The 12,662-nt window shown below is 59.0% G+C and carries 11 protein-coding genes and 1 pseudogene; 8 read left to right on the top strand and 4 right to left on the bottom strand.

Features of this window, described 5'->3' with window-relative positions; genetic code table 11:
• Positions 1-450: 450 nt before the first annotated feature.
• Positions 451-1,518 (bottom strand): LLM class flavin-dependent oxidoreductase, encoded by a 1,068-nt coding sequence (locus AS189_RS11685; RefSeq protein ID WP_062288999.1) that lies wholly within the window; start codon positions 1,516-1,518, stop codon positions 451-453.
• 96 nt (positions 1,519-1,614) lie between these two features.
• Between AS189_RS11685 and AS189_RS11680 the strand changes: the two genes are divergently transcribed.
• Positions 1,615-2,205, top strand: coding sequence for a CGNR zinc finger domain-containing protein (locus AS189_RS11680; protein ID WP_062288996.1), 591 nt, complete (start codon positions 1,615-1,617; stop codon positions 2,203-2,205).
• A gap of 50 nt (positions 2,206-2,255) precedes the next feature.
• Here the strand turns inward: AS189_RS11680 and AS189_RS11675 are convergent, their stop codons facing one another.
• On the bottom strand, positions 2,256-3,203 hold the full coding sequence (locus AS189_RS11675; RefSeq protein WP_062288993.1) for a GlxA family transcriptional regulator: 948 nt from the start codon (positions 3,201-3,203) through the stop codon (positions 2,256-2,258).
• Positions 3,204-3,307: 104 nt separating this feature from the next.
• Between AS189_RS11675 and AS189_RS11670 the strand changes: the two genes are divergently transcribed.
• The 5 genes and pseudogenes from AS189_RS11670 to AS189_RS11650 all read left to right on the top strand — a co-directional run bounded on the left by AS189_RS11670 (position 3,308) and on the right by AS189_RS11650 (position 8,808).
• Positions 3,308-3,955, top strand: coding sequence for an isochorismatase family protein (locus AS189_RS11670; protein ID WP_062288991.1), 648 nt, complete (start codon positions 3,308-3,310; stop codon positions 3,953-3,955).
• An 87-nt stretch (positions 3,956-4,042) separates the two neighbouring features.
• Positions 4,043-4,942, top strand: a complete 900-nt coding sequence (locus AS189_RS11665) for a flavin monoamine oxidase family protein (RefSeq protein WP_160320825.1) — start codon at positions 4,043-4,045, stop codon at positions 4,940-4,942.
• Positions 4,894-5,241: pseudogene (locus tag AS189_RS20755) on the top strand (flavin monoamine oxidase family protein). The gene AS189_RS11665 and the pseudogene AS189_RS20755 overlap by 49 nt, the downstream one beginning before the upstream one ends.
• 304 nt (positions 5,242-5,545) lie before the next feature.
• On the top strand, positions 5,546-6,781 hold the full coding sequence (locus AS189_RS11655; RefSeq protein ID WP_193393483.1) for a Fic family protein: 1,236 nt from the start codon (positions 5,546-5,548) through the stop codon (positions 6,779-6,781).
• Positions 6,782-7,746: 965 nt separating this feature from the next.
• Entirely contained in the window at positions 7,747-8,808 is a 1,062-nt protein-coding gene (locus AS189_RS11650) for a hypothetical protein (RefSeq protein WP_062288982.1), read from the top strand.
• Positions 8,809-9,178: 370 nt separating this feature from the next.
• Here AS189_RS11650 and AS189_RS19930 read toward each other — a convergent pair whose 3' ends face one another.
• Positions 9,179-9,862 carry a hypothetical protein gene (locus tag AS189_RS19930; protein ID WP_129587253.1) on the bottom strand — a complete coding sequence of 228 codons (684 nt, stop codon included), beginning with the start codon at positions 9,860-9,862 and terminating at the stop codon, positions 9,179-9,181.
• A 186-nt stretch (positions 9,863-10,048) separates the two neighbouring features.
• Between AS189_RS19930 and AS189_RS11640 the strand changes: the two genes are divergently transcribed.
• Entirely contained in the window at positions 10,049-10,708 is a 660-nt protein-coding gene (locus tag AS189_RS11640) for a DUF3841 domain-containing protein (protein WP_062288976.1), read from the top strand.
• Positions 10,709-11,482: 774 nt separating this feature from the next.
• Here the strand turns inward: AS189_RS11640 and AS189_RS11635 are convergent.
• On the bottom strand, positions 11,483-11,683 hold the full coding sequence (locus tag AS189_RS11635) for a hypothetical protein (RefSeq protein WP_062288973.1): 201 nt from the start codon (positions 11,681-11,683) through the stop codon (positions 11,483-11,485).
• A gap of 142 nt (positions 11,684-11,825) precedes the next feature.
• Here AS189_RS11635 and AS189_RS11630 point away from each other — a divergent pair, with 142 nt between their 5' ends.
• Positions 11,826-12,317 carry a VOC family protein gene (locus AS189_RS11630; protein WP_193393482.1) on the top strand — a complete coding sequence of 164 codons (492 nt, stop codon included), beginning with the start codon at positions 11,826-11,828 and terminating at the stop codon, positions 12,315-12,317.
• The last annotated feature ends 345 nt before the right edge of the window (positions 12,318-12,662 follow it).

The following is a 12,662-nucleotide window of genomic DNA, read 5'->3' as shown; positions in this document are numbered from 1 at the left end:
ACTTTCCCGAACGCGGCCGGGCAGTTGCGGTCAACAATAGGGCCTTCGATCGCCGTACTCCCGGCACTGGGCAACTTCGGTGAGCAAGGAACCATCTGTAGTAACATGTGCTTTCTGGCCCGGCATCATCTACCTTCCAGCTCACGTAATTCGGCGATCATGCCTCCAGCCGGCAGCCCAATGACTGGCGACAGCATGCCCTTTCCTGCCGGACTTTCATCGCCGCAGCTCAACAGCCTCTCAGTAGCAAGCTATTGAGAGGTTTTCGGCGCGATGACTTTAGGGTGACCGAACACCGCTCCACTTCAACACAGGCGATCGCGGGATGACAACTCGGTCGCATGCCTCAAGAATCTTTTGCTTCTTGAGGCTGAACTTGGTCGAATTGGTGAAGTCCCGCGGAGTGACGTAACCGTTGTCCTTCAACATCAATTCCGGTGAATCTAGGCCTTAGTTGGTGGGCATGCCGTAGTGGTCTGCGATGAGTTCCACTGTGCGCGCTTGGGCACTGCGCGAATATCCCTGAACGACCAGCATCACCTCGTCGACACCGGTTTGTCCGTGAAGCTCCTCCAAGCCTTCCGCCACCTCGGCGGCGGTTCCATGAAGTGCCCGATCGGTGTATTCCTCAATGACCGATCGCTCCTGGGCGGAGCCCTGGAAGGCTTCGACTTGCTCGGGAGGAAGCAGTGAGAAGGACCTGCGCTGGAACATTCTCAGCATGGCCATGGCGGTGGAAGCCGACTGGCGCCGTGCCTCGGCGGGATCCTCATCAGCAACCGCCCCAACGCTGACCAGGCTGTATGGCTCCGCGAGGAACCGTGACGGGCGGAAGTTCTCGCGGTAGATCCGCATGGCATTCAAGACGTCGGCACTGCCAAACTGCAGAGCGAAGGCATACGGCCTACCGAGCCGGGCGGCGACTTGCGCGGAGTAGGTCGATGACCCCAGAATCCAGATATCAGCGCTCGTCTCCGACCGTGGGACCCGGTTCTGCTCTGCCTGCCACGGCCCCGGCACTGCCGGCACCTCCTTGTAGGGGTGATTTTGCGGGAAGTCATTTTCCAGGAATCCCACCAGTTCTGCGATTTGCTCAGGAAATTCATCGTTCCCCGCGTGGTGACGTCGCAGGGCCGCGGCGGTTGCTCCGTCAGTGCCTGGAGCACGCCCCAGACCGAGATCGATCCGTCCCGGGGCCAGCGCGTCGAGCATGCCGAACTGCTCGGCAACCACCAGAGGCACGTGGTTGGGCAGCATGATCCCGCCCGCCCCGAGCCTAATGCGCTCGGTCTCGCCGATGAGCCGAGCCACCATAAGCTGCGGGGAGGGAGTGGCGGCACCAGGCATCGCATGATGTTCGGACATCCAGAATCGCTGGAAACCGCGCCGGTCGGCCAGCTGCGCGAGTGCAATCATCTCCTCGAAAGTTTCCCCCACAGAGTGGCCAACTCCGGTGAATGAATTGTCGAGTACCGACAGAACGAAGGGGGCGGTGCCGGAAAGGCTTAGCTTGCTCATGAACTACCTCACTTATCACGGGATAATGTATTTTTTGACGTGATAATCCACTGTAGGTTCTTATCACGCCAAAGTGCAACTGATACCGTGAGTATTATGACAAAGGTCCCACTGCCTCCCGCCCCAGGCACCGTCGGGCATCCGTGCCTGGCGTTGGCCAATAGCATCGTCACGCTCCCGGGCGGGCAACGCGTCGATGAGCTCAACACCCCGGAAGATGCCACCGCATGGCTCATCATGCACGACCTCGCGCCCGTTGACACCGGACTGCTGGCCTATTGCCAACTCCAGCTCACGGACCTCAGAGAGAACCTCCGGAGGGTGCTTGAGTCGCACACCGAAGGCGTCGCGCCGAATGCCGAGCCACTGAGCGGCATTAACCGTGCCCTGACGGCAGTGCCCAGCGCCGCGTTACTGCAATACGACCCCGACAAAGGGTTGTTGCGGGTTGCGAACCACCCAACAAGCCAGCTCGTCAATCACGCAATGGCTCACATCGCCGAAGATGCCGCCGCCTTGTTGACCGGTGCGGATGCACACCGCATCGCACGCTGCGCAGCCGCACCGTGTGATCGGTTCATGGTTCGAACCCACGCAAGGCGCCAGTGGTGCTCAGAACGCTGCGGCGCCAGACAACGGGCCAATCGCGCCTATGCCCGCAAGCAAGAGAAGTCTCCCGCCGGTTGACCGGAGCGGTTCCATAGCCATTCCTGAATGGGCCTGGCGGAAACCAAAAGCTAGCGACTGGTGAAGCGGGTCCGATACGAGGTCGGGGTCGTGGCGTAGGCTGCGACGAAGTTCTGTCGAAAGGTCACCGGGCTGCCAAAACCGCACGATTCCGCAATGCGGGCGATACTCCAGCTCGTGGTTTCCAACAGCTGCCGGGCATCGTCGAGGCGACGACCCAGTACCCACCGCGCCGGGGAGAGCCCCGTGACTTCCTTGAACCTGCGGGTAAAATTCCGCTTGCTCATGGTGGCGTGGGCCGCCAAACCCTCGACCTCAAGGTCCTGGTCTAGGTTCGCCAGCGCCCACTCAATTGTCCTACCCAAGGGACCGTCAAGGTCAGGGTCCTGAAGTGGCCGGGCAATGTACTGAGCCTGATCGCCTTCACGATGCGGGGCGATGACAATATGACGCGCCACGGCCGCCGCGGCCACCGAACCCAGACGCGTTCGCACAATGTGCAGGCAAGCATCCAACGCAGAAGCAGTGCCTGCCGAGGTGAGTACATCACCGTGGTCGACATAGAGCGCGGAGTCGCCAAAATTCACGGCCTGGACCTTGACCGCCACGGCTTGGGCTGCACCCCAGTGCGTCACCGCCGTGCGTCCATCAAGGACACCGCTACACGCCACCGGATACGCACCAAGGCACAGGCCGGCAATCATAGCTCCCCGCTCGTGGGAATCTCGGACCAGTCGAAGCAGGGCGTCGGAAGGATCAGGCAACCCTGACAACCACGATGGAAAAACCACAAGGTCAGCATCATCGGCAACCTCCGGCCCGAAGACGTCCCCAATCACGTACCCTTCGGCACTGCGCACTGACTGGCCGACCTCGGTAAAAACCCTCGCCTCCCAGTCGTCGCCCAGACCCAGCCGCGCCACTTCGCCGAAGACAAGTAGCGGAGTCGCCAGGTGGAACATGGTCATGCCGTCGAAGGCGTGGATGGCAATCTTCATCTTGGCCCATTTCCATCGAGAGTGTGCATATACGCCACTCACTGTATCGGAGAGAGCGATGACATGCTGGAATCACCAACCAAATACAACGAATGGAGCCCACCATGGCTGAATTGCGCCGCGCTCTGGTTATTATCGACGCGCAAAACGATTATTTTGCAGATGAAGGACCATTGGCGATCCAGTACCCCGATCGCAACGAGTCCCTGGCAAACATCATCAAGGCCATCGATCTCGCCGAAGCTCAGGGGATGCTTGTTGCTGTAGTGCAGCACCAGTACCCGGCCGGAGCCCCGGTGTTCGCCGAGGGCTCCGAAGGCTGGAAGCTGCACCCGGAGGTCGCCGCCCGCCGCCAGGATTCGTGGAAGCACATCATCAAGGGCTACGCCAGCGTCTTCGCCGACACTGACTTCGAGGCCTGGCTGCGATCCAACGATGTCGAGGCCATCACCTTGGTCGGTTACATGACCAACAACTGTGACTTGGCCACCGCAGCGGCAGCCGAACCCTTGGGCATCGGAGTTGAAGTGCTCTCCGATGCCAGTGGCGCGGTCCACCTGGCGAATGAGGCGGGTCAGATCGGAGCGCAGGAGTTGCACGAGACGCTGATGGTCCTGCTGCACTCCAACTTTGCCACAGTTGCCAGCACGAACGACTGGGTGCAGGCCGTCACGTCAGGAACCACCGTGCCCAAGGGCGACTTGGGATCCTCGGCTGTGCAGGGCCGGGCAGCGTTCGCACCGTCCGCCTGATCATTCCGGATAGTTGCACAACAGTGAGGCCGATCGTGGCCTGACTGTTGGCTTTATGACTGAATTAGTACGTGGGGGATGTTTGACGTGGACGTAGTCGTCGTGGGCGCGGGTCTGGCCGGCCTCAGCGCTGCCCGGAAGTTGGTGGCGGCAGGGAAGACAGTGGCCGTGCTTGAGGCCCGTGACCGGGTGGCAGGCCGAACCATGGGCGGAATTCTTAGCAACGGAGTTCCTGTGGAGATGGGCGGCCAATGGGTGGGTCCTACGCAGGATGTGGTGCTTAGGCTCATCGAGGAACTGGGACTTGAGACTTTCCAGACCTTTGATCAAGGCGAAGCACTGACCGTGGTCGACGGGGACGTCGTTCGTTACTCGGACAGGACGTATGGACTACCACCCGAATCGGCCGTGGAGGCTGGTGGGCTCTGGGACCAGCTGGAAGCCTTAGCCTCAACGGTGGTGCTTGGTGAACCTTGGGAAACCGAGGGGGCCGCGGACTTGGACCGCCAGACCCTTGACTCCTGGCTAGTTTCCCACACGGAAGACAGCCTCGCTCGACGGTTCTTCCGGATCCTCGTTCCGGCGCTTTTCTCGGCTGAGTCTCCCGAACTTTCACTCCTGCACTTTCTGTTCTACGCCAAATCCGGGACCAGCCTGGATTCACTGATGAATACCACCGGAGGTGCCCAAGAAAGGCGCGTCGTCGGCGGAACTCACCTCATTTCTGAGCGGATGGCCACCGCACTAAGCGATGCGATACGGCTCAATAGCGTGGTCCGGACCATCCACCAAGACGGTACTGGAGCCGTCATCAAGTTCCACATCGGATACGACACGCCGTTCTGGCGCGACGACGGACTCAACGGCAGTGTGTGGAGTTTCGACGACGCTTTCAACGTCGTCTTGGATAACAGCCCGAATGACGGATCCTGCGGGTATTGGTCGGCTTCCTTGAAGGCTCCCACGCCCGCACCGCCAGTTTGTTGAGCGCAGAGGACCGCCGCCGGCTCGTCATCGCGACTTTGGTGAAGTACTTCGGAGCTCAGGCAGCAGAGCCCTTCGACATCGTTGAGCAGGACTGGACGGCCGAGGAATTCACCCGCGGCTGCTACGGCGGACGGCTTGGCGCTGGCGCCTAGACGCAGTACGGAAAGGCCCTCGCCGCTCCCGTGGACCGCATCCACTGGGCAGGCGCGGAAACCTCTGCAATCTGGAATGGCTATATGGACGGCGCGATCCGCTCCGGCCGCCGGGCAGCGGACGAAATCCTCCAAGACTTCTCATAACCATTGCAGTCGCCTCGCGCGCCACCTCCACGCATCGATCGGGCTGACTTGAAAAATTCCGGTGGCAGCCCGGGGCGTTTACTTCCCTTAAAGCCGGAAGGGGGCTCCACCAACAACCAATAACTCTCGTCGAATTTTCGTCTAGGTTTTCGCGACAGCAGACTGATCCAAGTCGACTGGGCCCATCCGATGCCACTGCGTATCCCCTATGCCGTTGCTTGTGTCACGTCTTGGCTGCATAGGTGCTTGGGAAGAGAGGGTGTCTATTTTCCCAGAATCAGATAATATTGGGAAAACAACACTTATGGATTCCAATGATGAGGCCGGTATGAACCAACCACGCAACTCAACCGACCGGGTTCAAAGCCCTTGGCCAGCCATTGATTTCGAGGAAGTTCAGTGGGTCGGCGCAGCCGATGCCAGCGCTTCCCGTCGTCAGCGGCTGATGGCCAGGGGCCCCTACCAAGCTGCCGTGGTGCAACCCATAGCCAGCAGCCAACCTTTCATCAGTAGTCCCGTGGCAGCACTAGCCGAAGAGGCAACAATCGACATGGTGCGGTTCGACCGCGACCTCGGTGAAGACGCCGCGCCCTTCGCAGCACTTCTGCTACGCAGCGAATCCGCGGCCAGCTCGGAAATTGAGAATCTCACGGCTGGCGCCAAAAGGATTGCGTTGGCGCAACTTGGGGATCACTCGAGCACGAATGCGTCGCTGATAGCCTCCAACGTCACCGCAATGCGAGCAGCCATCGACCTCTCAGACGACATCAGTCTGGACAATATCTTGTCCATGCATCGGGCCTTGCTGGAGGCGACTCATCCCGAAATCGCCGGCCGCCTGCGCACCCAAGCTGTCTGGATCGGCGGAAATTCACCCCACTCGGCAAGCTTTGTCCCGCCCCGGCATGAAACCGTCAAAGCATCCATGGCCGATCTGGTGGAGTTCATCCAGCGCGATGATATTCCCGTCCTGACCCAGGCGGCAATTGCCCATGCTCAGTTCGAGACGATCCACCCCTTCCCAGACGGCAATGGCCGTACCGGTCGTGCCATTGTTAGCGCCCTGCTGCGAAACAAGGGGGTCACCGAGAAGGTAACCATTCCCCTCTCCTCGGGCCTGCTGGCGAACACGAAATCCTACTTTGAAGCGCTGGGCTCATACCAGGGCGGCAACCCAGAAACGATAACCGAGATGTTCGCCGAGTCTACTTTTTCCGCCACGGACAACGGCAGGGCGTTGGCCGCAAGTATCCGCGATGCCCAGATAGGCATTTATGCGGCACTGCCACACAATCCAAGTGAAAGCCTGCGTTGGACGGTTGACCTACTGATGCGTGAGCCGGCACTGACGGCTGAGATGCTGATGGAGCTCACAGGCCAGTCCTCAAGCTCGGCCTATCGAAACATCTCGACTCTGGAATCACTCGGCGCCCTCAAGCCAAGCAGTCACATCAAGGGCCGCAAAGTATGGATAGCGCCGGCCATCATCGAGGCCCTAGACGAATTCGCGCTGCGCGCAGGAAAACGAGTCCGCGGTTAACCTGTTGATCCTCCCTCCCGTCAGAACATTGCTTACCCACACGGAATGACCGGTAGCGGCCATGAAACGTTGCCCGCAGGACAGGCCACGAGGGCGCTCATTGCATGAATTGAAGGGACCCTGGCAACACCCTGAAATCACCAAAGACCGCACACCAGCATGCCGTCCAACTAAATCCTCAGGCCTAAAATGGTAATCACGGACGGTAACATTCACTGCGCCGAGGAGGATTACTGATGAACCTGATTTCACAGATTTCGCGGTCAAGCCCCGATAACGTCAAAGGCCCCAGCGGTGTCACTCATCTTTTACCCATCTAATTCAAGCGAAAACAACGGCGATTGCTGACATATCGTGGGAGTCAAAAAGGGAGAAGATTCCCCAAAAGAAACGAATTTTGATAGCCATCAGCACCCCGTGACATCCAGATGGCTAGACTCTCTTGGCCGCCGGTTCGAGTCCGGCCCGGGGCACCAAATGTGGCTCTGACCTGCGGTTTTACAGTTTGAGCCAGAAGCGTTGAGAGGCCAAGTCACGCTTTACTCACGTTATTGCACAAAAAGTTGGTCACGGTTTTGGCTTGACTGTGGTCAAATTGGGTTCAATTTTCAGTCAAGTCTATCGACAGGCGGGCTTGAAAATCGCTGGATTCCGCGGTTTTTTCCGGTCTGGACGAGTTGAGAGCTTAGCGGCCATGATTTGGCCCTCCGATCGCCCTGCTCCCGGCACTCACGACCATCGGTTAGCCCGTACCTTCCCTTGAGACCGCAAGCATCCGGGCGCTGCAGACTCGATCTTCCAGCTCCCGCGATCGCCATCCCGCCGGCCAGACTCCCAGCCCGTCCCCAATGAAGGAACCTTCCCGGACACTGAAAAACCGTGACCGAATGAATAGCTCATAGAAGTCCGTCGCGCGGCGCTGACGATCCCTGCTACTCTTCCTCCAAGGGAATTGAGGCCATTACATGGGCATTCTGATCCGCGACGCGGAGAGCGGTTGGCGTGAGCCCGCCGGCATGGGCTACGAGAATGAAAATGCCCTACAGCTGATCTTGCACGCCCACCCAAACCTGGTGCCCGGCGTCTCCGAGCATGCCGTGGCGTGCCGTGAATTTCAGTCCGGTGCAGGTCGAGCGGACGTCGTCATCTTGGACACGCAGGGGAAGCTGACCCTCGTTGAATGCAAGCTGGCCGCGAATCCGCAGGTGCGACGCGAGGTGATTGGGCAAGTCCTCGACTACGCATCCAAGATGTGGCGGATGGACGTGGACGAGTTCGAGCGGGTATGGCGGCGCACCGACGGCGGCAGGGTCTCCCCGTTCGAGGAGCTGGACGACCAAGATGGCCGAATTAAGACTGCGGTGAAGGAGAACCTCGCATCCGGCCGGTTCAATCTTGTCCTCGCCGTCGACGATCTGAACGACGACGTCAAGCGGATCGTCGAGTTCCTCAACGCCGTAACCGTCCCCACAACCGGGGTAATCGTCGTCGAATTCGTGCATGCTCAGGATGGGGACGTCGAGATTCTCATCCCCACCGCGTACGGTGCCGATTTCGTCGAGGCGAAGGCCGCGGCGTCCGCCGCAAGCTTGCGGACCTGGGAAGAGGAAGATTTCCTGGCCTGGTGCGATGCATATGACCCGACGGCGACGCCGCTGATCTTCGAGTTTTTGGGCGCACTGCGCTCCGCCGGGTTCCAAATTGTCGGCGGCAGAGCACAAACCCCGTCCCTGAACTGCTCGATCAGCTCGCCTCGCGGCGTGAGATGGCCGGTGGCCCTATATACATCCGCCTCCGCGAAAGAGGCTTCGGCGAAGGTCGAAGTGAGGTTTCCCGACTTTCGAGGGCAGCCTGAAGTTCGGGAGGCACTCGCGCAGGGAGTGGAGGCGATCCCCGGAATCCCGATCCCAATGGACCTTGTCCGGCAGACCGACTTCAGACGGCGACCGAACATCCCCGCCCGAGACTTTACGGCCGAACAGCTGCGGGCGCTGCCGACGGCTGTGGCCGCCGCGATCCGAGGCTAAGCCCTCACCACCTTCCACGGTGCTGCAAGTCCGACTTGCCCTGGTCTGTCGACGCAGCTGGATTACGGCCGTCGTCGCACTAGAACACGCCAAGCTCACAGCGGCCTGATACATGTTCTCCACCGGAGATCTCTACCGCGACCTTGGCGCCGGCTACATCACCCGGAGCGACCCGGCCAAGGCCCATGCCCGTGCCCTGCCCTGCCCTGCCATCAGCCAACCAGAAGCCACCGGCTACCTCGTCTGTATTACCGAATCCGCCCCGACCAGCCAGACCGAAACACACCCAACGAGCAACCCACCATGCTCACTCACCCAATTTTCGTGTCAGATGCCGAGTAAACCTTGGGCAAACCCTTCCGATCCATGATTAGTATTTCCATGCCCAACCGTCGCCACCAGCAGGGTTGAAGACGATCGTTCCTGTCGGCGTTGTGACATCAAGTATCACAAGGCCTTTCAACTTCTCACCCGTCCCGAAGTAGTCAGGAATGAGCCGGCCCCTGTCCTGCAGGCAGTTGTTCGCAGCACTCGAGTCCACGCTGTTCATGCGTGTGCCGTCCGGTTCGTAGCCTCGCCAATAGTAGGATCCGAAGCTAATTTGGCCATCGACGCCATTGACCTCCAGCGGGCCGAAGAAGTTTGCATCAGTAGCGATCTCAAGTCCAACTGCAAGTGCCGTCCCGCTAGGCTTGGCTCCCGACATGTCGCATTCAATAGGTGCGATCGACGTGACTTTGAAGTGCAGCGTGATACCTGTGTCGTCATAGCCCCAACTGGATTCTTGGCCGACCTTTTTTATAAGTTCTCCACGAACGGTCACTGGGCGTGCCGGCGTCGGCGATACCGTCGGTGGCACGGCATCCGATTTGGACTGTACAACTGGTGTGGGAGCCGTCGCAGTCATTTCTGCCTCGGTTCGCACAGCCTCTGTAGACGACTGGGAACATCCGGCCAAAAGCAACGTCGCAGCGATCCCGATTGCCGCCACTTCATAAAGTTTCAATTTTCGCCCATAGCGCAAGTGATGAATCTTCAGGATATGTGAAACCACGACACTGCACCCTAAGGCTGGCCTCACTCTGCCTGTCCACGATTGCAGGTTGTTCGCGAATGAGGCTGTGGACTCATCACGGAACCTTTTTTTGCCTAGACGCCGACGTCGTTTGCCCCGGAGTGGACCAGCTGTTTTACGCGTTTTCGTGGCCCCAGTGTCGGTGGCGGCAGACATGATGGGGACATGCACTTTCCCATCCGCACTTCGCCCAGCGCCCACGCCGTGCCAAAAGGGCGCATCCCCTACGCTATTCAAGCACCCGTCCTGCTCCTTCATACCGTGCAGTCCGAAGCGGCTTTTGACGAACTTTGCTCGACGGGGCGGATCGTTCCCAACCCCGCGCTGGCAGCACCCACCAAGGAGGACGCCTACTCGTGGTTGTACCGCCAAATGAACAAACGCCTCCCCACCCGCGGGGACGGGGCCCTGTGGTTTTGGGCGAAGATCCGTCGACCTGACTTGATCTCCCAATGTGGCTGGGCAGACGGAGATGTACTCCTGACGTGCCACATTCCACGGGAACACGTGCTCCTGTCGCAATACGACGATTGGCATCAAGTGCTGAATCACTGCCCCGTTGCAGCGCCACGACCCCATGAGAACGACGATGCCTACCGTAAAAGGTTCGATGACCAGCTCGACGACTTTTTTGGCCGGGTATCGGCCGCAGGGCAGTGGGGCAACAGGGTCAGCGATTGGCCCGAGAACTTCCAACATGAAATTGAAATGACATGGGAACAAATCATGGAACCTGCCAATTACCCCAAGACCGTATATTGGCGGGCGACCACGCACGAACTCCGGGCCGAAAACGTCACCGAAGCAGTTCACCTCAAAAAATGAACCTCACTAAAAAAGCATGTACCACCGGCGACCATGGCCGGATGACGGGCCGAACCGAAACCACGTCCTGAACAACACGAATTGTCGAAGTACGATGGCGTACCGTTCACATCCAGTGACATGCCATCCACCATGTCGATGCACCTGCAAACGGCCACCAGACAGCAGCTCCGGCACTACGCTGCAGGTGCTCGTCACGTTTTACTCACGTTTTTAAACGAAAACCCATGCCAATTATTGGTATGCCAAAGGGGCCTAGTTGATCGGCACTCCCCCGGAAAGTGGCGGTTTTTGGCGTCGATTGAAGGCTGTTGGCATGAGACTCCTGAGTTTCTCTTGGCCGCCGGTTCGAGTCCGGCCCGGGGCACTAAAGGGCCTCTGAGCTGCGGTTTCATTTCACAGGCCAGAGCCACATAAGGCCAAAAAATGGCCTAGGTCATCGTTTACTCATCTAATTCAACAGAATTTTCCGGAACTTCTGGTCATCCTTTTCAGCACTTGACGCTCATCACTTTAAACATTCCGTCACCAAAATCAGCTAGATTCTGCAATTCTCACTTCCCTGAACCCGGCCGGGCAGTTACGTGTAGTTCCGGGCAACAATAGCGCCTTCGATCGCCGTACTACCGGTAGTGGCACGTCGAATGAGCTGGGAGCTTTCCCCGGGACGTCAGGCTGGCTGGCGTCGCAGCACCAGCATTCCAGCTCACACAATGTGGCAGTCGAGCGTGAAACCCACGACATATTGAAGGCCCTTGGAGAAATCCTTCATAACTACCGACGCAAACGCACGGCAGCGTAGGCGTCAACGGTGACGATGACGGTGAGCAAGAACCCAAGGAATCCCATGGCCATCGAGCCCTCGAATACTTCGCCAGGGTTTATCCCAGCAGTACTGAAGGCAGTACTGCTGATGTTTGCCGATGCCACGCCGATGACCACGGATCCAAGGGCTCCGCACAAACGCCACCGCATGGCTTCCTGCTAATCAACATCAATGCGTTCTTCACAGATGTGTGTGCAAAGGCTCCGAAGGGAATATGAGGTAGCTCCGACCCTATTCCATCGACGTAATCCGGCCTAGGCTTAAAAGACCCTATGACCGAAGGAGCAGGCCGTGGACCGTCAAGTTCCCCCACTAGATGGCGTGCATCACCTCAAACTCCCGGTCTGCGACCTCGAACGCAGCCGAGAATGGTTCCAGAGCCGGCTTGGCTACGTCACGGCGATGGAGTTCCGTGAGGACGGCAAAGTCATGGGCCTTGCCCTGAATCATGCTAATGGCGGCCCCCGGCTGGCGCTTCGACTGGATCCGACCAAAGCAGCCGCCTCTTCCGGGTTCGATTTCTTCTCCATCGGCGTTCCAACAAAGGACGCACTGGACCAGCTTTCCGAGCGGTTGACCGAATTGGGGGACACTCATTCGGGTGTTCAGGTCGCCTCCCTCGGGTGGATACTGCCTGGACTCTCAGACCCAGACGGACATGAGATCCGCTTCTACACCACGGAATCCCACAAAAAGGCACCAGAGGGACAGGTCTACATCGTGGACAAGGCACGGCCGTCAGGCGATCCCTCGACGACCAAGCAGCTGCCCGCGGTTTTGTAGTTTCCATCGTCAGATTGCATGGATGAGCGGCATTTGGCTCGTAGGTCCAAGGATATTTTCAGCGTATACCAGAGGGCAGTGTGAAAGGCTTCAGTGCGATTTCTAGGTTCCGTTGCACCATTGTCAGCTCCATAGAAACTGGCGTACCCGATACCGCTAACCCGGATTTGACGCCACGCCGACGCGGAGGAAATCAAATGAGGCAACGTATATGGCTACGCGGAGATTTTCTATGAGTCAACGCGTGGCCTTGTGGCGCTGTGTCTCCCGGCGTATGATCTGCGCAACACGAGTGCGGCCATCTCTGGTCGGGGCCGGCGGCTGCTGTGACGAGCAGGGGTACGA

It is taken from the genome of Arthrobacter alpinus, assembly GCF_001445575.1.
GTDB lineage: Bacteria > Actinomycetota > Actinomycetes > Actinomycetales > Micrococcaceae > Specibacter > Specibacter alpinus_C.
The sequence above is the reverse complement of the archived record's forward strand: the minus strand, read 5'-3'. Positions and strand labels throughout refer to the sequence as shown.